The sequence below is a fragment of the Streptomyces sp. NPDC030820 genome (assembly GCF_055572075.1).
Map to the genome: position 1 here is coordinate 349,016 of NZ_JBVIEB010000009.1, position 22,304 is coordinate 371,319.

Sequence of the window (22,304 nt, forward strand, 5' to 3'; positions counted from 1 at the left end):
TCAGACCGCGAAGAGCAGTCCGGCGCTGATCAGTACGACGATCGCGGTGGCGAAGTGGATGCCGACCGCGACCGCCTTCGTCCCGCCGTGGCGCAGGACTGTCAGGGTGTCGACGAACGGGACGAGTGCCACGCACACCGTGAACCACGCCTCGGCACGGGCACCGGCGGCGGCCGGCAGGACCAGGCCCAGCAGCCCGCGGGTGCCGTCCCTGAGGCCCTTGATCGACGGGTAGGCGCCGGCGTCGCCGCTGGGGTCGGCCGGGACGCCGTAGCATGGCCGCGGCAGAGCATCGACAGATCGGCTAGCGCTGCTCGATTTCTGGCATGCGCCAGGAGCGCGAACGAGCGGAGCGTAAGCGACTGATCATGACGGCCGCGGTGACCAGACGCGGGCTGGTCGGCAACCGCCCGCTCCTGCTGATCGCCCACTTCACGGGAAGCTGACAGCAACCCCCGAAGCCCACGGGCGCGGGGCCGTGTCGATGTGCGGCTCCGCCGCGTGCGCGCGAGTTGCACGGGCGGGCGGGAAAGCTACTCGGCGGCCGGCAGAGCCGCACGGGGCCTCTGCCACCCCCGAGACCCCCGTGCCCGCAACCACGCCGTCGTCTCCTCGGGCGGCATCGCCGCAGCAACGAGCCATCCCTGCACCGCGTCACACCCGAGATCCCGCAACCGCTCCCACGTCTCGTCGTCCTCCACCCCCTCGGCGACGACGAGCAACCCCAACGAATGCGCCAGATCCACCGTGCACCGCACGATCTCCGCATCCTCGGTGTCCACAGCCAGCCGCGCCACGAAAGACCGGTCGATCTTCAGCTCGCTCACCGGCAGCCTCCGCAGATGCACCAGCGACGAGTACCCGGTGCCGAAGTCGTCCAGCGACATCTTCACGCCGTGCCCGGTCAGCCCCGCCAGGGTGTCCGCGGCCCGCTGCGGATCCTCCAGCAGCACATGCTCCGTTATCTCCAGCTGCAAGGCCCCCGCGGGAACCCCGTGCCGGGCCAGCCGCGCGGCGACCGACCCCGCGAACCCGGGCGTGTGGACATCGCGCGGGGAGACGTTCACGGCGACCGGGACCCGCAGCCCCTGGGCGCGCCACTTGGCGACCTGCCCGAGCGCGGTCTCCAGGACGTACTCCGTCAGATGGGGCATCAGCCCGGAGGACTCGGCGATCGCTATGAACTCGTCCGGCGGAACCTTCCCGCGCTCGGGATGCACCCAGCGCACCAGCGCCTCCAGGCCGGCGACCTGACCGTCGAAGCGGACCTTGGGCTGGTAGTGCAACTGCACCTCGTGCGCGTCCAGTGCCCGGCGCAGATCGCCCAGCAGACCGAGCCGGTCCGGGGTGTTGGAGTCCCGCTTGGACTCGTACACCTCGACGCCCGTACGGTCCCTCTTCGCCTGGTACATCGCCACATCGGCGCGCCGCAGCAGCCCTTCGGCGTCCAGCGCGTGGTCGGGGAAGACGGCCACACCGGCGCTGGCCTCCAGGACGAGGGTGAGCCCGTCGAGGTCCAGCGGGGAGCTGAGCGCGGCGACCAGGCCGCGGGCGACACGGGTGGCCGAGGTCGTGGAGTCGGCCACGGGCAGTAACACGGCGAACTCGTCGCCGCCGAGCCGCGCGGCCTCCGCTCCGCGCGGCAGGGCGAGCCGCAGCCGGTCGGCGATCTGGAGCAGCAGCCGGTCACCGGCGAGATGACCGAGGGTGTCGTTCACCGACCGGAAACGGTCGAGGTCGATCAGCATGAGGGCGGAGCGGGCGCCGATGCGTTCGGCGTCGTCGAGGGCCGTCCAGATCCGCTCCAGCAGCCACTGCCGGTTGGGCAGCCCGGTCAGCGGGTCGCGCAGTTGCTCCTCGGCACGCGCGCGGGCCATCCACAGGGTGGAGTCCAGGGTGATGAGCGGGATGGCGAACAGCGGGAGCAGCACCGGCTGGGCGTCGGCGACGACGCACAGCAGCGGTGCGATGCCGAGCAGCGCGACGGCGACCAGGCCCTGTCTCACCAGGGCGGTGCGGGCCACGGTGGGCAGTCCGCCGCCGCGCGGGGCGTACAGGTACCACTGCAGGCCGCGGCTGACGGCGAGGTAGGCGACGGCGGCGAGAATCACCTCGGGCGCGGCCGCGAAGCTCCAGCTGCCGGGCCGCCAGGGCGTCTCGACGCTCGGGACGCGGCCGAACAGGCCGAGCAGCAGCGCGCCGACGCCGATGCCGAGGATGTCCACCGCGCCGTGCAGCACGCCCTGCCGCCAGTGGTGGCGCCGGGCGATGCCGACCAGGACGACGACGGTGAGGCTGACCATGCCGGCCGGCACCCAGCCGTAGAGCAGCAGCACGGCGAGGGTGAGGGCTGCGCCGGAGCCTGTCCCGCGCCACCAGCGGGCGCGGCCCAGCATCACGAGGTGGCCGACGATGACACCGGTGAGGAGGGCCAGGGCCCAGCCGACGGTGCCGCTCGGGAAGAGGGCGTGGTGGCCGCTGAAGGCGCGGTAGAAGCCGGCGCCGAGGACGAACGCGGCGGCGGCCACGACGGCCGCGGGCAGGGTGGGCCAGGACAGGCGCCGTTCGGGGTCGGCGCCGGTCAGGGCGGGGGCGGGCGCGATGGCCACGGGTATGGGCGGGTGGGCGTCGGTGGCGGTGCCCGGTCCGGCCGCGCGGGCCTGACCGCCCGTACGCCCGGTACGCCCTTGGGCCCGCCCCGTCCACCGGGTCGCCCGCCAGGTGCACGCGCGCCGGCGCAGACGCAGCCGTGAGTCCGGGGCGACGCTCTCGGTCGGTTCCATTCCCGTCCCTCTCACAGCCGGCGGTGCCCACGCCACGCGGCCCGATGTCCGACAGCCATCAGCGGCTCCGCGTTGAAGAAACCTTCCTCGCACGCCGGAAGCGCACGGGGATGCCCCAACCGCAGCTGGGCACGGCAGGTGCACATCTCAACAGTAGGCCGCGGAAGGCTTCCACGGGCACCGGTCGTCGACGGTCGCCCGAAAGCGCCCGGGCCACCCGTATGCAACTGATATGCGCCGATCGGGTGGCCTTCAACCGCTACTACTCGGTCGGAAGCGCGACTTCCGCCGCGGCTTCGGGGCCCTGCTCCAAGAGGACGCCGAAACCGTCCTCGTTCAGGACCGGAACCTTCAATTGCATGGCTTTGTCGTACTTCGATCCCGGGTTGTCACCCACAACGACGAACGAGGTCTTCTTCGAAACCGATCCGGTCACCTTCGCGCCCCGGCTCTGCAGTGCCTCCTTCGCGCCGTCGCGGGTGAAGTTCTCCAGCGTGCCGGTGACGACGACCGTGAGCCCCTCCAGCGGGCGCGGGCCCTCGTCCTCGCCGGTCGAGGCGTCCTCCAGCGGAACTCCGGCGGCCTTCCACTTGCGGACGATCTCGCGGTGCCAGTCCTCGGCGAACCACTCCTTGAGCGCGGCGGCGATGATCGGGCCGACGCCGTCGGTGGTCGCGAGCTCTTCCTCGGTGGCTTGTTCGATGCGGTCGATGGAGCGGAACTCGCGGGCGAGGGCCTGCGCTGCGACCGGTCCGACGTGCCGGATGGACAGTCCGTTCAGGAAGCGCGCCAGCGGGCGGGACTTGGCCGCCTCGATGTTCTCCAGCAGCGCGAGGGTGTTCTTCTTCGGCTCGCCCTTCTGGTTGGCGAAGACCGTGACGACCTTCTCCTCGCCCGTCTTGGGGTCCCGCTTGGGCAGACCGCTGTCGGGGTCGAGCACATAGGCCTTGATCGGCAGCAGTTTCTCCACCGTCAGGTCGAACAGGTCGCCCTCGTCCACCAGCGGCGGGTCGGCCGGCTCCAGCGGGCGGGTGAGCGCGGCGGCGGCCACCGCGCCGAAGTGCTCGATGTCCAGGCACTCGCGGCCGGCGAGATAGGAGACGCGTTCGCGCAACTGGGCCGGGCACGTACGGCCATTGGGGCAGCGGAGGTCGATGTCGCCCTCCTTCATGGGCCTGAGCGGGGTGCCGCACTCGGGGCACTCGCCCGGCATCACGAACTCGCGCTCGCTGCCGTCCCTGAGGTCGACCACCGGGCCGAGGATCTCCGGGATGACGTCACCGGCCTTGCGGAGGACGACCGTGTCGCCGATGAGGACGCCCTTGGCCTTGACGACCTCCTGGTTGTGCAGGGTGGCGAACTCCACCTCGCTGCCCGCGACCGTGACCGGCTCGACCTGGGCGTACGGCGTGACCCGGCCGGTGCGGCCGACGCCCACCTTGATGTCGACGAGCTTGGTGTTGACCTCCTCCGGCGCGTACTTGTAGGCGATCGCCCAGCGCGGCGCACGCGCGGTGGAGCCGAGGCGGCCCTGGAGGCGGATCTCGTCCAGCTTGACGACGACACCGTCGATCTCGTGCTCCACGGAGTGGCGGTTCTCGCCGTAGTGGGCGATGAACTCGCGTACGCCGTCGAGGTCGTCGACCACGCGGTTGTGCGGGGAGGTGGGCAGGCCCCAGGTCTTCAGCAGGTCGTAGGCCTGGGAGAGGCGGGTCAGGCCCTTGAAGCCCTCCAGGGCGCCGATGCCGTGGACGACCATGTGCAGCGGGCGGGTGGCGGTGACGCGCGGATCCTTCTGCCGCAGCGAACCGGCGGCGGCGTTGCGGGGGTTGGCGAACGGCTTGTCACCGGCGGCGACCAGGCGTTCGTTCAGTTCGAGGAACTTCTCCATCGGGAAGTAGACCTCGCCGCGGATCTCCACGAGGTCGGGCACCTTGTCGCCCCCCAGGCGGTCCGGGATCTCGGCGATCGTACGGACGTTGGGCGTGATGTCCTCGCCGGTGCGGCCGTCGCCGCGGGTCGCCGCGCGGGTGAGCCGACCGTTCTCGTAGGTGAGGTTGACCGCGAGACCGTCCACCTTCAGCTCGCACAGGAAGTGGTAGTCCTGGTCGCCGAGTTCGCGCGCGATGCGCTCGGCCCAGGCGGCCAGCTCCTCGTCGTTGAAGGTGTTGTCGAGCGACAGCATGCGCTGGCGGTGCTCGACCGCGGTGAACTCCGTCTCGTACGACCCCGCGACCTTCTGGGTCGGCGAGTCCGGGGTGCGCAGCTCCGGATACTGCTGCTCCAGGGACTCCAGGGTCTTCAGGAGCTTGTCGAACTCGGCGTCGCTGATGACGGGAGCGTCCTTCACGTAGTACCGGAAGCGGTGCTCCTCGATCTGCTCAGCGAGCTGCGCGTGCCTGTCACGTGCCTCGGCGGGCACTGCCGTCTCCGCCTGCTGCTTGTCGCCGACCACCGTGTTGTCCTCCCGTTACTCTGGGTTGTCCGCGAGGGATCTCGCCGCCCGGACGCAGTGGGCGAGCGCCTGGCGTGCGTAGCCGGGGGAAGCGCCCGCCAGACCGCACACCGGGGTGACCGTGACCGCCTCCGCGAGCAGCCCCGGCTGCAGTCCCAGCCTGCGCCACAGCGTCCTGACACCCATGACGCTACCGGCAGGGTCTGACAACGGGCCGTCCGTGCCCGGCACGACACCGGCGAACAGCCGGGTACCGGCCTCGACCGCCTCGCCGATCGCGTCGTCGTCACGTTCGGTGAGCAGCGAGAAGTCGAGGGAGACGGCGGCCGCGCCGGCCCGCCGCAGCAGGGCGAGCGGCACGTCGGGGGCGCAGGAGTGGACGATCACGGGCCCGCCTTCCTGGGCGCCGATCACGTCGCGCAGGGTGGCCTCGACGATCTGCCGGTCCACGGCCCGGTGCGTGCGGTAGCCGCTGGCGGTGCGGACCTGTCCGCGCAGGACGGCGGTGAGGGAGGGCTCGTCGAGCTGGAGCACCAGCCGGGCGCCCGGGATCCGGCGCCGTACCTCGGCCAGGTGCTGCCGCAGTCCCTCGGCGAGGGAGGAGGCGAGGTCACGGCAGGCGCCGGGGTCGGAGAGGGCGGCCTCGCCGTTCTTCAGCTCCAGCGCGGCGGCCAGCGTCCACGGGCCCACCGCCTGCACCTTCAGATCGCCCTCGTACCCCTGGGTGAACTCCTCCAGGGCGTCCAGGTCCTCCACCAGCCAGGACCGCGCCCGCTTGGTGTCCCGCCCAGGCCGGTCCCCGATCCGCCAGCCGCTGGGCTCCACGCGCGCGTACAGCTCGACGAGCATCCCGGCGGTACGGCCGATCATGTCGGCACCGGGTCCGCGCGCGGGCAGCTCGGGCAGATGCGGAAAGTCCTCGAAGCTGCCGGTGACGGTCTTGGCCGCTTCCCTGGCGTCCCCGCCGGGCATGGACCCGATTCCGGTGGCCCCCGGGAACCTGAACTCGCTGTTGTCACTCACCTCGGCAGGGTATGCCGAACACCCAGGGGGCTCCGCCCCCTGGGTGTCCCCGCCGACGTCCCGGCCAGGATGCTGCCGGAGGTCACCGCCCCGGCCGCACGGTCAGGTCGTTGACCTCCGCGTCCGCGGGCAGGTCCAGGGCCATCAGGATCGTCGTGGCGACCGACTCGGGGTCGATCCACTTGGACGCGTCGTAGTCCTTGCCCTCCTGCTGGTGGACCTTGGCCTGCATGGGGCTGGCCGTGCGGCCGGGGTAGACCGAGGTGACCCGGACGCCGTTGGCGTGCTCCTCGTGGCGCAGGGCGTCGGCGAGGGCCTTCAGGCCGTGCTTGGAGGCGGCGTAGGCGGACCAGCCGGCGTGGGCGCTCAGGCCGGCGCCGGAGTTGACGAAGATCACATGGCCGTGGGCCGCACGCAGCTGGGGCAGGAAGTGCCGGGTCAGCTCGGCGGGGGCGATCAGGTTGACGTTGAGCTGGTGGCGCCAGGACCTGGGGGTCAGGTCGCCGACCTCGCCCAGGTCGACGACACCGGCGATGTGCAGCAGGGAGTCCACGCGGTCCGGGAGGGTCTGGTGGGAGAACGCCCACGACAGCTTGTCCGGGTCCGCGAGGTCGCCGACCAGGGTGCGGGCGCCGGGGAACTCGGCGGCCAGTTCCTTCGCGCGGCCCGCGTCACGCGCGTGCAGGACGAGTTCGTCCCCGCGCGCGTGCAGACGGCGGGCGACGGCCGCGCCGATGCCGGACCCGGCCCCGGTGATCACATGAGTAGCCATGCCCGCCATGCTCGCATCAGCGGATGCCGAGCGACTCCTCCAGGTACGCCAGCGCGCCGACCGGCTCCTCGGCGAAGAACACCAGCTCGGACAGTGGGCGGGGCAGGAAGCCCTCCTCCTCCATGCGGCGGAACTGCTGCTTGAGTCCGTCGTAGAAGCCCGCGGTGTTCAGCAGGACCACCGGCTTGCCGGTGCGGCCGTGCTTCTTCAGCTCCAGGATCTCGGTGGCCTCGTCCAGCGTGCCGGTGCCGCCCACCATGATCACCACGGCGTCGGCCTTCTCCAACAGCAGCTTCTTGCGTTCGGCGAGGTCGGCGGCGATGACCATCTCGTCGGCGCCGGGCCGCGCCTTGTTGGCGAGGAACTCCACGGACACGCCCAGCAGCCGGCCGCCCGCCTCCTGGACCCCGTCCGCGACGACCTTCATCAGACCGACGTTGGAACCGCCCCACACCAGGGTGTGACCGGCCTTGCCGAGGAGTTCGGCGAACTCGCGCGCGGGGCGCGTGTAACGCTCGTCGAGGTCGGCGGCGGACAGGAAGACGCAGATGTTCATGGCGTCTACCGTACGGTCCGCACCGTACGCGGGAAGAAGGGCGGGCCCGCCGGTGCTGTCCCTGTATGAGCGAAGGACACACGATCACCATCGACAAGAGCGAGCAGCACGTGCGCGTGGTGCACGGCGACCAGGTGCTCGCGGAGACCGACCGGCCGCTGGTGCTGCGCGAGACCGGCTGTCCGGTGCGCTACTACATCCCCGCCGAGGACGTACGCCTCGATCTGCTGACCCCCTCCACCACGCACACCGTGTGCCCCTTCAAGGGCACGGCGTCCTACTGGTCGCTGCCGGACGCGCCGGACCTGGTGTGGGCGTACCCGGAGCCGAAGCCGGGGGTGGCGGAGATCAAGGATCACTTCTGCTTCTACGACGTCGACGTGTCGTGAGCGATGAGTCCGTGCCGGTACGGCAGTCTGCACCGACATGGACAAGAAGACGACTTCGCGGGACGGAACGGCCCTCGCGTACCAAGTGACCGGTCAGGGGCCGACGGTGGTCCTGGTGAGCGGCGCGATGTCCACCGGTGGCACCCTGGCGCCCCTGGCGCAGCGGCTCGCGGGCCGCTGCACGGCCGTCGTCTACGACCGCCGGGGCCGCGGCGAGAGCGGGGACACGAAGCCCTACGCGGTCGAGCGTGAGGTCGAGGACCTGGCCGCGCTGATCGACGCCGTGGGAGGCGAGGCGGCGCTGTTCGGGGTCTCCTCGGGCGGCGCGCTGGTGCTGGAGGCGGTGGCGAGCGGGCTGCCGGTCGGCCGGGCGGCCGTGTACGAGGTGCCGTACGCGAACTTCCTCCAGGGAGGCGCGGAGCGGGAGGCCATGTACAAGGAGCGGCTGAACAAGGCGCTCTCGGAGGAGCGGCGCGGGGACGCGGTGGAGCTGTTCCTGCGGCTGACGGGTCTGGCCGAGGAGATGATCCAGCGCGCCCGCCAGTCGCCGATGTGGGCCGGCATGGAGGCCGTCGCACCGAGTCTCGCGTACGACGACTCGGTCATGGGCGACGGTCTGCTCCCCCGGGACCGGCTCGCCGTGATCTCCGTGCCCGTGCTGGCGGTCGCGGGCGGCGCGAGCCCGGAGTGGATGCGCGAGGCGTCCCGGGAGATCTCCAGGGCGGTGCCCGAGGCCACGTACCGCGAGCTGGCGGGCCAGACCCACATGGTGGAGCCGGACGTCCTGGGGCCGGTGCTGACGGAGTTCTTCGCCGGCTAGGTCCTGTCGCTCTGTCGACTAGACCGCAGCTGTCGTCGCGCGTGTGGTCGACGCGATCGTCGCCGAGCCGACCACGCGCGTGCCGTCGTAGAGCACGATCGCCTGGCCGGGGGCGACGCCGCGGACCGGTTCGGTGAAGCGCACACGCAGTTCGCCGTCGACCGGCTCCGCGGTGACCTCGGTCTCGCCGCCGTGGGCGCGCAGCTGGGCGGTGTAGGTGCCGGGGCCGGTGGGGGCGGTGCCGCACCAGCGGGGCCTGATGGCGGTGAGGGCGGTGACGTCCAGGGCGGCGGCGGGGCCGACGGTGACCGTGTTGGTGACCGGGGAGATGTCGAGGACATAGCGGGGCTTGCCGTCGGGGGCGGGGGTGCCGATGCGCAGGCCCTTGCGCTGGCCGATGGTGAAGCCGTACGCGCCCTCGTGCGTGCCCACCTTGGCGCCGGACTCGTCGACGATGTCGCCCTCCGCCCGGCCCAGCCGCTTCGCCAGGAAGCCCTGGGTGTCGCCGTCGGCGATGAAGCAGATGTCGTGCGAGTCGGGCTTCTTGGCGACCGCGAGACCGCGGCGCTCGGCCTCGGCGCGGATCTCCTCCTTGGTGGTGACCGTGTCGCCGAGCGGGAACATCGCGTGGGCGAGCTGCTTCTCGTCCAGCATCCCGAGGACGTACGACTGGTCCTTCGCCATGTCGGAGGCGCGGTGCAGCTCGCGGGAGCCGTCCGCACGCACGATCACCTTGGCGTAGTGACCGGTGCAGACCGCGTCGAAGCCGAGGGCGAGCGCCTTGTCGAGCAGCGCGGCGAACTTGATCTTCTCGTTGCAGCGCAGGCACGGGTTGGGGGTGCGGCCGGCCTCGTACTCGGCGACGAAGTCCTCGACCACGTCCTCGCGGAAGCGGTCGGCGAGGTCCCAGACGTAGAAGGGGATGCCGATGACGTCGGCCGCGCGGCGGGCGTCACGCGAGTCCTCGATGGTGCAACAGCCCCGCGCGCCGGTACGGAACGACTGCGGGTTCGCGGAGAGCGCGAGGTGGACGCCGGTGACGTCGTGGCCGGCTTCCGCGGCGCGCGCGGCGGCGACGGCGGAGTCGACTCCACCGGACATGGCGGCGAGGACGCGGAGGGGGCGCTGCGGGGTCTCAGTCATAGCCCTTCCAGGGTACGGGGCCGTGGGAACCGGGACCGCCGGATATCCGTTGACGATCATGAGGGGCGCAACAGGGCGGCCAGGCGGACGCGATTTCCGAAAAAAATCAAGAGCTAGGCCCTTTTTGTCCGGTAAGGGCGGTTCTATGCTGGTTGTAAGACCTACGAGACGAGTGAGGGAGTCCAAGCGGAGTAGCCGACGTCAGCGAGAGATACCTGTTCTCTTCAAGGAGAGGTACATCGTCTCCGCTGGTGCCGACGTCGACGCTCGGGCTGAGAGGCCAGAAGGTCGCAAGGACTGGACCGGATGGCGACCCCCAGAACCTGATCCGGACAATGCCGGCGAAGGGAACCCGCCTCGTAGGTCGCCTTTGTGTCCCGGAGCGCGCCCCGTCGCTCGCTCGCGCCCTCAGCTGAGTCCCGCCGCCCGGGCACGCTCCACCGCCGGGCCGATCGCCTTGGCCACCGCCTCGACGTCCGCCTCCGTGGAGGTGTGACCGAGGGAGAAGCGCAGGGTGCCGCGGGCCAGGTCCGGGGCGGTGCCGGTGGCGAGCAGGACGTGGCTGGGCTGGGCGACGCCCGCGGTGCAGGCGGAGCCGGTCGAGCACTCGATGCCCTGGGCGTCCAGCAGAAGCAGCAGGGAGTCGCCCTCGCAGCCGGGGAAGGTGAAGTGCGCGTTGGCCGGCAGACGGCCCTCGGGCGCCGGGTCGCCGCCGAGGATCGCGTCCGGGACGGCGCCGCGGACGGCCGCGATCAGCTGGTCGCGCAGGGCGCCGATCTCCCGGGCGAACCACTCCCGCCGCTCGTCGGCGAGCCGGCCGGCGACGGCGAAGGACGCGATGGCCGGGACGTCGAGGGTGCCGGAGCGGACATGCCGCTCCTGGCCGCCGCCGTGCAGAACGGGTACGGGGGTCTGGTCGCGGCCCAGCAGCAGCGCGCCGATGCCGTACGGGCCGCCGATCTTGTGGCCCGAGACGGTCATCGCGGCGAGGCCGGAGGCGGCGAAGTCGACCGGGACCTGGCCGAAGGCCTGGACCGCGTCGGCATGCATCGGGATGCCGAACTCGGCGGCGACCTCGGCGAGTTCACGGACCGGCAGGATCGTGCCGATCTCGTTGTTGGCCCACATCACGGTGACCAGGGCGACGTCGTCGGGGTTGCGGGCGATGGCCTCGCGCAGGGCGTCGGGGTGGACGCGGCCGTAGGAGTCGACGGGGAGGTACTCGACCGTCGCGCCCTCGCGCTCGCCCAGCCAGTGGACGGCGTCCAGGACGGCGTGGTGCTCGACGGGGCTGGCCAGGATCCGGGTGCGGGCCGGGTCGGCGGCGCGGCGGGACCAGTACAGGCCCTTCACCGCGAGGTTGTCGGCCTCGGTGCCGCCCGAGGTGAAGACGACCTCGCTGGGGCGGGCGCCGAGCGCTTCGGCGAGGGTTTCGCGGGATTCCTCGACCGTGCGGCGTGCCTGCCGGCCGGATGCGTGGAGGGAGGAGGCGTTGCCCGTGATGCTCAACTGGGCGGTCAGGGCCTCTGCCGCCTCCGGGAGCATCGGGGTTGTCGCGGCGTGGTCGAGGTAAGCCATGGTGCCCTGATTCTACGGCCCCCTTGCAGCTTGCCTCGGCCGTGTGGTCGCCCTTGGCGGGGGGCGCCTGGCGTGGGCCGCACCTGAGCTTGGTGGCGAAGCGCCCTGAGCTGCCGGCCGGTGGCGGGGCGAGTGCCCCACGGCGGTGGCGGGGTGGCGGGGCAAGTGCCCCACGGTGAGCGCGGCGGTGGCGGCGTGGGTGATGTGGTGCTCGTGTTGCGGCCGGTGGCCCCGTCGTCCTCGGGGCCCTGGCCGGTCAGATGGGGGTTCGGCGGGTCACAGGCTCCACGACAGCGTGTGGGAGACCTGCATGGCGATCGCCAGGGCGGCCAGGTCGGCGACGCCCAGGGTCAGGCCCAGCAGGGCTCGGCCGCGGCGGGTGGTGCCGCGCCAGAGGGCGGCGGCGGCCAGGACGATGGCGATCGGGCCGAGGAAGATGTTGAGGACGAGCAGGCCGAGGAGGCCGAGGATGAAGGACGCCACGGCCATGCCGTCGGCGTCGCGCGTGGCCGGGCGGGTGTCGTTGCCGCTCGTGACCGGTGCGGTGAGTTGCATGGTGCTCAGCTCCTGGAAGTCGTGGCGGACGGTCAGTTGGCCGGCGTACGGCGCCGGCGGCCGAGGCGCTCGCGGATCGCGAAGATGCCGAGCCAGACGGCGATGACGGCGGCGACGGCGACGGTGACGGTCAGCGGCGCGTGGGCGACGGTGCCCAGCACGACACCGAGCAGCATGAGTGCGGCGACGAGGAACAACATGGGATCAGATCCCCCCTCCGGGATACCTCGTGTCGGGCCGGTGTGAAGTTTCGGTGAACAGTTGTAGTAACAATTGTTCACTGACTTCCACTCTAGCGCGCTTCTCGGCTTCCCAATTCCAGAGAACAGTTGTTAACTGGATGACATGAGTCACACCCTCGGCATCCGGCAGGCACAGAAGCAGAAGACCCGGCAGGCGTTCCTCGACGCGGCGCTCGCGCTGCTGGAGGAGCAGAGCCTGAGCAGCCTGGGCCTGCGCGAGGTCACCCGGGCCGTCGGGGTCGCCCCGACCGCGTTCTACCGGCACTTCCGCTCGACCGCCGACCTCGGCGTGGCGCTGGTCGACGAGGCGCTGGGCAGCCTGCATCCCATGGTGCGCACGACGGTGTCCGCGGCGGGCGACAGCGAGGAACGCATCGCGCGGGCCATCGAGCTGATCGCCCACCACGTGGACGAGTACCCCGCACATGTCCGGTTCATCGCCCGGGAACGGCACGGCGGCGTGCAGCCCGTACGCGAGGCCATCCAGGCCCAACTGGCCCGGTTCGCCGAGGAGGTGAAGGCCGAGCTGGCCAAGGACCCCGAGGCCGTGGGCTGGAGCGACGACGACCTGCTGATGCTCGCGCACCTCTACGTCGACCAGATGCTGATCACCGCCTCGCTGTTCCTGGAGGCCCTGGAGGCCCCGGCCGAGGAACGGGAGCGCGTCACCCAGCTCGCCACCCGGCAGCTGCGGCTCATCAGCATCGGCCGTGGCCACTGGCTGGACTGAACCACCAGGGGCACAGGAACACACCGGGCACAGGCGGGGGCGGCACGCCCGGTGCGCACCGCCCCCGCCACCGCTCAGCCCTGCTGGGCGCTCAGCCCTGCTCTGCCTGTCCTCCGCCCGGACCGCCACAGCCGCCGGCCTGGCCGCCGCCGGGCCCGCCCTGGCCACCGGGCGCGCCGCTCGGCATGCCCGAGGGCGCGCCGCTGGGTGTGCCGGCCGGCCTCACGGTGGACGCTCCCGACGGCGCACCGGACGGCGGCCCGCTCGGCCGGCGGCCGGCACCGCCCGTGGGCATGCCGGACGGCGCCTGACAGTCCTGCTGCTGACCGGAGTCGTTGCTGGAGGAGGAGGGCGAATCGCCCGAGCCGCACGCGGTCAGCAGCAGCGGGGAGAGCGCCAGCAGGGCGACGACGGGCACGAGACGGGCACGTTTCATGAGAGTCAGCTCCGGTGAGGATGGGAAAGTCCTGCGGAGCCGCACTCAACCAACGCTTCCTTGGCGGCACTTGGGCTCATCCTGTCCGTCGGCTGTCGGTCCCGGCTCAAGGACCCCTTGGTACAAGGCCGTGACGGAACGGGCCGCCGCCAGCAGTTCCGCGCGGGCCTCGGGCGGGTCCAGCAGCTCGACCTGATCGGAGAACCCGAGGAGTTGGCGGACCGCGCGCAGCACCGGGAAGGTGAGCCGGGCGGTGACCCACTCGCTCTCGCCGTCGTCGTCCGGGAGTTCGGTGAGCTGCGCGGCCATCACGCGCCGGAACATGTCGAGGCGCGCCCGCCGCACCCGGACCGTGACCTCGATCCCGCCCTCGGGCCGCTCCTCCACCTGGCGCCGCAACACCTCCCAGACGTCGGCGAGCTCGATGCCCGGGCGGCGCCGCACCGGCTCGTCAAGCGGCCGGGCCGAGCGGATCCGGTCGGCCCGGAACAGCCGGGGCGCTCCGCGCCGGTCGGCGACCAGGTACCAGACCCCGGCCTTGGCGACCAGGCCGTACGGGTCCACGGTGTACGTCCGCGGCTCCCGCTCCCCGCTGTGCCGGTAGCGCAGCCTCAGGCGCCGGTCGGCGAAGACCGCCTCCTGCAGCACCTCCAGGTCGACCGCCTGCTGGGGGCCGCTCTTCCAGCGGGTGGCGTCGACCAGGATGCGGCGGCTGGTCACCTCGGCGGCGGGCCGGTACGGCGCCGGCAGCGCGGCCATCACCTTGCGCAGGGCCGAGCCGAGGGCCGCGTCCAGACCGAGGGCGGCGTGGGCGCCCTGGGCGGCCAGGATGAACAGGGCGCGGGACTCGTCGGCGGTCAGTCCGGTGACGTCGGTGCGGAAGCCGGCGAGGAGTTCGATGCCGCCGTGCCGGCCGCGCTCGGCGTACACCGGGACGCCGGAGGCCGACAGCGCCTCGATGTCCCGGTAGATGGTGCGGACCGACACCTCCAGCCGGTCGGCGAGTTCGTGCGCGGGGACGCGGCCTCGGGTCTGCAGGAGCAGCAGGATCGACAGCAGCCGGTCGGACTTCACGCGCCCAGAATCCCGCCCTCGGCGAGTCTTTCGCAAATGTTGACGGGAGATGTCAGGTTATCCCGCGATCCTCGCTCCACCGACTCACGGAGAATCAGAGAGGCACACCATGACCACCACCGGCTTCACCGACCCGCGCCCCGTCTACACCCGTGCCACCGAGCAGGCGGCGGCCCTCATCAAGACCGTGCGCCCCGAACACCTCACCGGCCCGACTCCCTGTTCCGAGTTCGACGTACGGGCCCTGCTGGGCCATATGGTCGGCGGTACCCGGCGGATCGCGGTGGTGGGCGAGGGCGGCGACGGAATGGCGGTGGAGCCGACCGCACACGGGGTCGCGGACGACGGCTGGGCGGCGGCCTACGACGAGGTGCGCGTCCGCGTCCTGAAGGCCTGGGCGAGCGACGAGCGGATGACGTCCCCGGTGCGGGTGCCGTGGGGCGAGGTACCGGGCCACGCGGCGCTCTCCGGCTATGTCATGGAGATCGTGACCCACACCTGGGACCTCGCCGAGGCGGTCGGTCACCCGCTCGAACTCGACCCGGAACTCGCCGAGTTCGCCTTCGCCACCGCCCGCGCGGTCCTGCCGGACTCCCGGCCGCGGGACGCCGAGACGCCCTTCGACACCCGCCACGAGGCCCCCGAGGGCGCCGACGTCTACGGGGAGCTGGCGGCTTGGCTGGGCCGCACGCCGCTCGGCCGAGCCTGAGCGCGCCGCTCGGCCGAGCGTGAGTGCGGGGACGCGCCGTTCAGGCTTGCGGTTGCATGCCGGGTGCGGCGCCGTTTGGGCTGATCGCGCCCGCGCGGCGGAGCCGCACATCGATACAGCCCCGCGCCCCTGGGGGGTTGCAGCAGCCGCATCCGCATGCGCGCCGTAGCCGGCGGCCGAAAAACCGATCACCCCGCCGGAGGCCCAGTCAGCCCAGTCTCACCCGGGCCAGCTGCCGGGACTGGGCGACCAGGTGGTTCTCGGTGTCCCAGACCTCGGCGTCCTCCTCCAGGAAGCCGCCGGCCAGGTTGCGAGTGGTGATGGACACGCGCAGCGGGCCGGGGGCCGGGCGGCGGCGGACGTGGACGGTGAGTTCGACCGTGGGCACCCAGCCCTTCAGGCCGAGCTCGAAGGCCGTGGGCGGCAGGGCGTCCACCGCCAGCAGCAGAGACAGCGGGTCGGGGTCGCGGCCGTCGGCCAGCCCGAACCAAGCACGCATCTCACCCTTGCCCGAGGGAGCGCCGAGGGCCCAGCCGAGGGTCGCCGGGTCCAGCTTGAGCATCAGGCGGCCGGCGATCGCCGAGCTGCCCCCGACCGGGGAGGGGCCGTCTTCCGGGCCGAAGCACTCTTCCAGCGGCGGGATCGCGGGCGGCGTCGCCGTCGTACGGACGTCGTCGGGAAGGGCGGTGAGGTCGCCGTAGGAGGCGAGGACGCGGATGCGTTCGACCTCGTTGCCCTCGTCGTCGTACTGGTAGAGGGAGGCCTGGCCGGTGGACAGGGTGCGGCCGGTGCGGACCGTGTCCGTGCGGACGACCGCCGGGCCGGGGCGGGACGCGGTCAGGTAGTGCGCGGAGATGGTGAACGGGTCCGGGTGCGGCAGGGCGTCCGCGAGGGCCCGGCCGAGGACGGCCAGCAGATAGCCGCCGTTGACGGCGTCGAAGATGGTCCAGCCGGCGGAGAGGCCGATGTCGTAGACACCGGGTTCGCGCCGGGTGACCGCGGTGTCGCGGTCGAACTCGCTGTCGCCGATCAGGGCCCGCGATGGGGAGGGTGCGGAAGCTGCTTCTGGCATGGATGAACGGTACAACAGGAAACTACTAAGCGGTAGCTTTCTGGGGGCTCCCCCCTCCCGGGTGAGGTTCCGGCAATTTCTAAGTAAGTGTCCGGACACGTCCACAACCCCGGGCCCCGGTTTCCCCTCTATGGGGACATGAGCCTCACCGGGACTCCGTTCCTCTACACGACCATCGTGCTGGCCGTGGTCGCACTGATACTGCCGCTCGTCCTGTGGTCGCGGGTGCGCGGGCCCAGGCCCCTGCGCACCGCGGCCCGCCTGATGATGCTCCTGTTCGCCCAGGGCACCGCCGTCACGCTGATCTTCGTACTGGTCAACAACCAGAACAACCTGTACGACAACTGGGCCGACCTGCTCGGCACCGGCAACCACGTCCAGCAGGCCCAGGACCTGGGCAGCGACGGGACCGGCGGAATAGCGGTGAAACGGTTGCCCAAGGTCAGGCAGACCTTCACGGCGGCCGACGGGCCCGGCATGCACGCGGCCGGCGGAGTGAAGGTCACCCAGCTCAAGGGCCGGGTCTCCGGGGTGAACGCCGAGGTCTACGTCTGGCTGCCGCCGCAGTACAACGACCCGGCCTACCGCAACAAGAAGTTCCCGGTGGTGGAGCTGCTGCCGGGCTACCCCGGTTCGGCGAAGGCGTGGTTCGGGTCGATGAAGGCCCATGAGCAGCTGCTGCCCCTGATGAGGAGCGGGCAGGTGGCGCCCTTCATCCTGGTCGCCCCGCGCACCAACCTGCTGGCCGGCGTGGACACCGGCTGCGCCAACATCCCGGGGCAGGTCAACGCGGACACCTGGCTCAGCATCGACGTGCCGAAGATGGTCATGGACAACTTCCGGGCCGAGCCGGCGCCGCAGGGCTGGGCGGTGGCCGGGTACTCGGCGGGCGCGCACTGCGCGGTCAAGCTGGCCGTGGCCCACCCGGACCGCTACCGGGCCGCCGTGAGCCTGTCCGGCTACAACGACCCGATCGGCGAGCGCAACTCCCTCGCCGCGCAGACCCCGGCCCTGCGCAACGAGAACAACCCCTACCTGCTGCTGAAGAAGGCCGCGGTGCCGCCCCGGATCGCGCTCTACATCTCCGGTGAGGCCGGGGACGGCTATCAGGCGGGCGTCGCCCTGGAGTCCATCGCCAAGGCGCCCACGACCGTGCACGTGGTGTTCCTGCCACGCAGCGCGGGCGGTCACAACATGGCACTGTGGCGGCCCCAGGTCGACACGGTGTTCCGCTGGCTGACCCTGCAGATGGGCCAGAACCACGCCAGGGGCCGGGACCGTTCTCTTACCGGAACCACCGGTTCTCTTACCGGGGCCGCCGCCGGAGCCACCGGAACCGGAACCACCGGAACCGGCACCACCGGGGCCGGAATCACCGGGACTACTCCTCGGTCACTGTCGACCGGCGGTTCCACGCACGCGGCGCTCGCCAGTGGAACCGCATCGCAAGCAGGCGCAGCACAAAAGCGGTGACGACCGCGAGCCCACTGGTGAGGGGGGTCAGGACGTCGTAGCGGATGCACAGCACCACCATCGTGGCGCCGACGATCGCCGGGACCGCGTACAGATCGCGGTCCCAGCGCAGCAGTGAGGGCACCTCGTTGGCCAGCACGTCCCGCAGTACGCCGCCGCCCACGGCGGTGGCGAGGCCCAGCGTCGCCGACGCGGTCAGGCCCAGGCCGTAGCTGTACGCCTTCGTCGTACCGCTGACGCAGAACAGGCCGAGGCCGGCCGCGTCGAAGACCAGCACCGCCGACTGGATGCGTTCCACGTGCGGGTGCAGGAAGAAGACGACGAGCGCGGCGAGCAGCGGGGTGAGGAAGTACCCGAGGTCGGTGAAGGCGGCCGGGGGCACGGCTCCGATGACCAGGTCGCGGAACAGCCCTCCGCCCAGCGCGGTCACCTCGGCGAGGACGGCGATGCCGAAGACGTCGAAGTTCTTCCGGACGGCCAGCAGCGCGCCGGAGATCGCGAACACGAAGATGCCGATGACATCGAGCGTGTGCTGGACGGAGGGGCTGAAGAGTTGCTGGAGCTGCACCCCTATATTCTTACCCGTCGAGCGGTGTGTGCCTTACAAAGCCAGGTCAGAGGGCGGGTTTCCCTGTGGTGAACAGCCAGGTGTGGAAGAGGTCGCCCAGCTTCTGCCCGCTGACCCGCTCGGCGAGGCGGATGAAGTCGGCGGTGTCCGCGTTGCCGTACCGGTGGAGCTTCGTCCAGGCGGGCAGCAGCCTGAAGAAGGCCCGGTCACCGATCCGCTCCCGGAGCATCTGGAGCGTCATCGCGCCGCGCTGGTAGACGGCGGAGGCGAACATCGTGTCGCGCTGCGGGTCGGCGACCTTGATCTGCCAGAAGGACGAGTCGGCGGGGCGGGCGCGGCGGCGATGACCAGGAAGGAGACCGCCGCGGTGGCGAGGGTCCCCAGACATGCCGAACGGGAGAGTGCCATGGGTCGTACCCTGCACTCTCCCGCTCGGGCGTGCACATGACCTTATCGGTCATGTACTACTTTTCCGTTGACTCCTGGGAGCCGGCTCCGTCGGCGTTCTCTGCGGGGGCGTCCTCGTCGGAGGCGGTCTCGTCGGAGGTGCTCTCCTCGGACGCGGTCTCCTCAGAGGTGCTCTCCTCGGACGTGGCCTCCTCAGAGGTGCTCTCCTCGGCGGAACCCTCGGAGAGTTCCGCCGCCACCGCAGCCGACGTCTCCGCCGACTCCGCGAGGACCTCGTCGGCGACCAGCTCGGCCGCCTCCTTGGCCGCGGAGAGCAGCACGGTGTCCTGCGGGGCCTGGTCCGCGAAGTTCTCCGGGTGGTGGCAGGCCACCCGCTGACCGGGCCTCAGCTCCAGCAGCGCCGGCTCGGTGGTCCGGCAGATCTCCGTCGCCTTCCAGCACCGGGTGTGGAAGCGGCAGCCGCTCGGCGGCGCGATCGGCGAGGGCACGTCGCCCTTGAGCAGGATCCGCTCGCTCTTCGCGTTCTTCCGCTGCGGGTCGGGGATCGGGACGGCCGACATCAGCGCCTTGGTGTACGGGTGCATCGGCGCCTTGTACAGCGAGTCCCGGTCGGCGAGCTCCACGACCTTGCCGAGGTACATCACCGCGATCCGGTCCGAGACGTGCCGGACGACCGAGAGGTCGTGCGCGATGATCACGTACGTCAGGCCCAGCTCCTCCTGGAGGTCGTCCAGCAGGTTCACGACCTGCGCCTGGATCGACACGTCCAGCGCGGACACCGGCTCGTCGGCGACCACCAGCTTCGGCTTCAGGGCCAGCGCGCGGGCGATGCCGATGCGCTGGCGCTGGCCGCCGGAGAACTCGTGCGGATAGCGGTTGTAGTGCTCGGGGTTGAGGCCGACCACCGACAGCAGCCGCTGCACTTCCTTCTTGATGCCGCCCTCGGGCTCGACGCCCTGGAGCTTGAAGGGAGCGCCGACGATCGTGCCGATGGTGTGGCGCGGGTTCAGCGACGAGTACGGGTCCTGGAAGATCATCTGCACATCGCGGCGCATGGGACGCATGCCGCCCACGCCGAGGTGCGTGATGTCCTTGCCCTCGAACTCGATCTGCCCTGCGGTCGGTTCGAGCAGCCGGGTGATCAGCCGGCCCATGGTCGACTTGCCGCAGCCGGACTCGCCCACGACGCCCAGGGTCTCGCCCTTGCGCACCTCGAAGTCGATGCCGTCGACGGCGCGCACCGCTCCGACCTGCCGCTGCAGCAGGCCCTTGCGGATCGGGAAGTGCTTCTGGAGTCTGGTCACCTTCAGCAGGATCTCGCCGTCGGAGACGGCGGTGTCCTGCTCGAGGGCGGCACCGTCACTCTGCGCGGGGATGCTCACTTTTTCGTCGCTCACAGCTTCGGCGCAATCTCTTCGGTCCAGATACGCTCCCGCTGCTCCTGCGTCATGTGGCAGGCCGCCCAGTGTCCGTTGCCGACCTCGGTCAGCTCGGGGCGGACCGTGCGGGTGACGTTGTCCTTCGGGATGTCCGCGTACGGGCAGCGCGGGTTGAAGGCGCACCCGGACGGGACGTTGATGAGGGAGGGCGGGGAGCCCTTGATCGGGATGAGCCGGTCGGTCTCCTCCCGGTCCAGCCGCGGCATCGAGCCGAGCAGACCCCAGGTGTAGGGGTGGCGGGGTGCGGAGAAGACCTCCTCGGCCGGCCCGCGCTCCACGCACCGGCCGCCGTACATGACCAGCAGGTCGTCGGCCATCTCGGCGACCACACCGAGGTCGTGCGTGATCATGATGACCGCGGAGCCGAACTCCTTCTGCAGGTCCCGGATCAGGTCCAGGATCTGCGCCTGGACGGTGACGTCCAGGGCGGTGGTCGGCTCGTCGGCGATGAGCAGCTCGGGGTTGTTCACCAGCGCCATCGCGATCATCGCGCGCTGGCGCATACCGCCGGAGAACTCGTGCGGGTAGCCGTCGACACGCTTGGCCGGCTCCGGGATGCCCACGCGGTCCAGCATCTCGATCGCCCGCTGCTTGGCGACCTTCTTGGTGACCTTGTGGTGGACCCGGTAGGCCTCGATGATCTGCGCCCCGACCGTGTAGTAGGGGTGCATGGCGGACAGCGGGTCCTGGAAGATCATCGCCATCTTGCGGCCGCGCATCCGCCGGACCTCGTCCGGGTCGGCGGCGATCAGTTCCTGGCCGTCGAGCCAGACCTCGCCGGAGACCCGGGCGTTGGCCGCACGGTGCAGGCCCATCACGCCGAGCGAGGTGACGGACTTGCCGGAACCGGACTCACCGACGATGCCCAGGGTCTTGCCCCGGCGCACGTCGAAGCTGACGCCGTCCACCGACTTGACCAGGCCGTCGTCGGTGTTGAAGTGGATGCGCAGATCGCGTACGGAGAGGAACGCGTCGTCGGCGTCGGAGGGGGCGGAGCCGGCCGGTTCGCCGAGCGCCGCCTTTTCGAGCTTGCTCACGAGTACCTCACGCGGGGGTCGATGGCTGCGTACACCAGGTCGACGAGGAGATTGCAGAAGACGATGAAGAACGCGGCGACCAGGGTCACGCCCATCACGATGGGCAGGTCGTTGTCCTTGATGGCCTGGATGGAGTACGCGCCGACGCCCTGCAGGGAGAAGACGGTCTCGGTGAGCACCGCGGTACCGATGAGGGTGCCGAAGTCCATACCGAAGATGGTCACGATCGGGGTGAGCGTGGAACGCAGCCCGTGCTTGGTGACGACCACGGACTCCTTGAGGCCCTTGGCGCGTGCCGTCCGGATGTAGTCCTCGCTCATCGTCTCCAGCATGCCCGCCCGGGTGAGCCGGGCGTAGGTGGCGGAGAAGAGGAACGCGAGGCTGATCCAGGGCAGCAGCAGGTGCCAGGCCCAGTCGGCCGGGTTCTGGGTGAACGGCACGTAGTCGGTGCTGTCCCAGATGGGCCACTGGTAGACGAACAGGGCGTTGATCACCTGGCCGGTGAAGAAGATCGGCAGCGAGACGCCGGCGAGCGCGATGAACATCGAGATGCGGTCCACCGGCTTGCCCTTGCGGAGCGCCGAGACGACACCGGTCGTCACACCGAAGATCAGCCAGATCACCGCCGCGCCGACAGCCAGCGAGAAGGAGACCGGGATGCGCTGCTGGAGCTGGGGCCACACTTCGACGTGACTCTTGAAGGAGTACCCGAAGCAGGGGGCGCTGCAGTGCGTCGCGTCGGGGCCGAACTTGTAGTCGGCGCCCACGAACAGGCCCTTGATGTACTCCCAGTACTGAACGTAGATGGGCTGGTCGAGACCCAGGTTGTGCTTGATCGCGGCGACGGACGCGGGGTTGGCGTCCTTGCCGACGTACTGGGTGGCCAGCTGGGTGGCTGTCTGGCCGCCGAGCCGGGGGACCAGGAAGAAGATGGCGAAGGTGACTGCGCTGACCACCAGCAGCAGTACCAATGCGCCGAAGACGCGTCGGATGATGTACGCAGCCACAGCTGTGCGGCTCCGGGTGGCCGGGGCGGGTTGTG

General features: G+C 71.1%; 21 protein-coding genes and 2 pseudogenes. 5 read left to right on the plus strand and 18 right to left on the minus strand.

All coding sequences use genetic code 11. The annotated features are described in order from the left end of the window. From ACZ418_RS26130 to ACZ418_RS26155, 6 genes and pseudogenes are all read right to left on the minus strand, one after another. Nucleotides 1-273: pseudogene (locus ACZ418_RS26130) on the minus strand (DUF4267 domain-containing protein); the annotation flags it as partial. Nucleotides 274-533: 260 nt separating this feature from the next. After that, nucleotides 534-2,783, minus strand: coding sequence for a putative bifunctional diguanylate cyclase/phosphodiesterase (locus ACZ418_RS26135; protein WP_468367228.1), 2,250 nt, complete (start codon nt 2,781-2,783; stop codon nt 534-536). Nucleotides 2,784-3,045: 262 nt separating this feature from the next. Next, nucleotides 3,046-5,238, minus strand: coding sequence for an NAD-dependent DNA ligase LigA (gene ligA, locus ACZ418_RS26140; protein ID WP_468367231.1), 2,193 nt, complete (start codon nt 5,236-5,238; stop codon nt 3,046-3,048). A gap of 15 nt (nt 5,239-5,253) precedes the next feature. Beyond that, nucleotides 5,254-6,261, minus strand: a complete 1,008-nt coding sequence (locus tag ACZ418_RS26145; protein ID WP_468367234.1) for a methionine synthase — start codon at nt 6,259-6,261, stop codon at nt 5,254-5,256. An 82-nt stretch (nt 6,262-6,343) separates the two neighbouring features. Then, complete coding sequence (locus tag ACZ418_RS26150) at nt 6,344-7,042, minus strand: SDR family oxidoreductase (protein WP_468367237.1); 699 nt, start codon at nt 7,040-7,042, stop codon at nt 6,344-6,346. Nucleotides 7,043-7,049: 7 nt separating this feature from the next. Beyond that, a complete protein-coding gene (locus tag ACZ418_RS26155; protein WP_468367240.1) occupies nt 7,050-7,589 on the minus strand; it encodes an LOG family protein in 540 nt (179 codons plus the stop codon). A gap of 65 nt (nt 7,590-7,654) precedes the next feature. Between ACZ418_RS26155 and ACZ418_RS26160 the strand changes: the two genes are divergently transcribed. Then, nucleotides 7,655-7,978, plus strand: coding sequence for a DUF427 domain-containing protein (locus ACZ418_RS26160; protein WP_450980457.1), 324 nt, complete (start codon nt 7,655-7,657; stop codon nt 7,976-7,978). 37 nt (nt 7,979-8,015) lie between these two features. Further along, a complete protein-coding gene (locus ACZ418_RS26165; protein ID WP_468367244.1) occupies nt 8,016-8,798 on the plus strand; it encodes an alpha/beta fold hydrolase in 783 nt (260 codons plus the stop codon). 18 nt (nt 8,799-8,816) lie between these two features. Here ACZ418_RS26165 and mnmA read toward each other — a convergent pair whose 3' ends face one another. From mnmA to ACZ418_RS26185, 4 genes are all read right to left on the minus strand, one after another. Beyond that, nucleotides 8,817-9,941 (minus strand): tRNA 2-thiouridine(34) synthase MnmA, encoded by a 1,125-nt coding sequence (mnmA, locus tag ACZ418_RS26170; RefSeq protein ID WP_468367246.1) that lies wholly within the window; start codon nt 9,939-9,941, stop codon nt 8,817-8,819. Nucleotides 9,942-10,349: 408 nt separating this feature from the next. Next, nucleotides 10,350-11,519 (minus strand): cysteine desulfurase family protein, encoded by a 1,170-nt coding sequence (locus ACZ418_RS26175; RefSeq protein ID WP_468367249.1) that lies wholly within the window; start codon nt 11,517-11,519, stop codon nt 10,350-10,352. 276 nt (nt 11,520-11,795) lie between these two features. After that, nucleotides 11,796-12,074, minus strand: coding sequence for a DUF4190 domain-containing protein (locus ACZ418_RS26180; protein ID WP_468367252.1), 279 nt, complete (start codon nt 12,072-12,074; stop codon nt 11,796-11,798). A gap of 32 nt (nt 12,075-12,106) precedes the next feature. Then, nucleotides 12,107-12,274, minus strand: a complete 168-nt coding sequence (locus tag ACZ418_RS26185; RefSeq protein WP_468367255.1) for a hypothetical protein — start codon at nt 12,272-12,274, stop codon at nt 12,107-12,109. A 145-nt stretch (nt 12,275-12,419) separates the two neighbouring features. Here ACZ418_RS26185 and ACZ418_RS26190 point away from each other — a divergent pair, with 145 nt between their 5' ends. Continuing rightward, entirely contained in the window at nt 12,420-13,046 is a 627-nt protein-coding gene (locus ACZ418_RS26190; RefSeq protein WP_468367256.1) for a TetR family transcriptional regulator, read from the plus strand. A gap of 91 nt (nt 13,047-13,137) precedes the next feature. On the opposite strand, the gene ACZ418_RS26195 is transcribed toward ACZ418_RS26190, so the two are convergent. Together ACZ418_RS26195 and ACZ418_RS26200 are read right to left on the minus strand one after the other, a co-directional pair. Further along, a complete protein-coding gene (locus ACZ418_RS26195; protein WP_468367259.1) occupies nt 13,138-13,482 on the minus strand; it encodes a hypothetical protein in 345 nt (114 codons plus the stop codon). Nucleotides 13,483-13,527: 45 nt separating this feature from the next. Beyond that, the gene (locus ACZ418_RS26200) at nt 13,528-14,556 is read right to left on the minus strand and encodes a helix-turn-helix transcriptional regulator (protein ID WP_468367262.1); all 1,029 of its coding nucleotides are present in this window, start codon (nt 14,554-14,556) and stop codon (nt 13,528-13,530) included. Nucleotides 14,557-14,665: 109 nt separating this feature from the next. On the opposite strand from ACZ418_RS26200, the gene ACZ418_RS26205 reads away from it, so the two are divergent. After that, a complete protein-coding gene (locus ACZ418_RS26205; protein ID WP_468367265.1) occupies nt 14,666-15,265 on the plus strand; it encodes a TIGR03086 family metal-binding protein in 600 nt (199 codons plus the stop codon). Nucleotides 15,266-15,473: 208 nt separating this feature from the next. Here the strand turns inward: ACZ418_RS26205 and ACZ418_RS26210 are convergent, their stop codons facing one another. Continuing rightward, nucleotides 15,474-16,337, minus strand: a complete 864-nt coding sequence (locus tag ACZ418_RS26210; RefSeq protein ID WP_468367268.1) for a thioesterase family protein — start codon at nt 16,335-16,337, stop codon at nt 15,474-15,476. A gap of 138 nt (nt 16,338-16,475) precedes the next feature. Here ACZ418_RS26210 and ACZ418_RS26215 point away from each other — a divergent pair, with 138 nt between their 5' ends. Beyond that, a complete protein-coding gene (locus ACZ418_RS26215) occupies nt 16,476-17,810 on the plus strand; it encodes an alpha/beta hydrolase (RefSeq protein WP_468367271.1) in 1,335 nt (444 codons plus the stop codon). On the opposite strand, the gene ACZ418_RS26220 is transcribed toward ACZ418_RS26215, so the two are convergent. From ACZ418_RS26220 to ACZ418_RS26240, 5 genes and pseudogenes are all read right to left on the minus strand, one after another. Next, nucleotides 17,719-18,378, minus strand: coding sequence for a trimeric intracellular cation channel family protein (locus ACZ418_RS26220; protein WP_468367274.1), 660 nt, complete (start codon nt 18,376-18,378; stop codon nt 17,719-17,721). The genes ACZ418_RS26215 and ACZ418_RS26220 overlap by 92 nt on opposite strands. A gap of 46 nt (nt 18,379-18,424) precedes the next feature. Further along, nucleotides 18,425-18,712: pseudogene (locus ACZ418_RS26225) on the minus strand (M1 family aminopeptidase); the annotation flags it as partial. A 130-nt stretch (nt 18,713-18,842) separates the two neighbouring features. After that, entirely contained in the window at nt 18,843-20,168 is a 1,326-nt protein-coding gene (locus tag ACZ418_RS26230) for an ABC transporter ATP-binding protein (RefSeq protein WP_468367424.1), read from the minus strand. A gap of 11 nt (nt 20,169-20,179) precedes the next feature. Continuing rightward, the gene (locus tag ACZ418_RS26235; protein ID WP_468367277.1) at nt 20,180-21,262 is read right to left on the minus strand and encodes an ABC transporter ATP-binding protein; all 1,083 of its coding nucleotides are present in this window, start codon (nt 21,260-21,262) and stop codon (nt 20,180-20,182) included. Then, nucleotides 21,259-22,269 carry an ABC transporter permease gene (locus ACZ418_RS26240; RefSeq protein ID WP_468367279.1) on the minus strand — a complete coding sequence of 337 codons (1,011 nt, stop codon included), beginning with the start codon at nt 22,267-22,269 and terminating at the stop codon, nt 21,259-21,261. Before ACZ418_RS26240 ends, ACZ418_RS26235 begins: the two co-directional genes overlap by 4 nt. Nucleotides 22,270-22,304 lie beyond the last annotated feature (35 nt).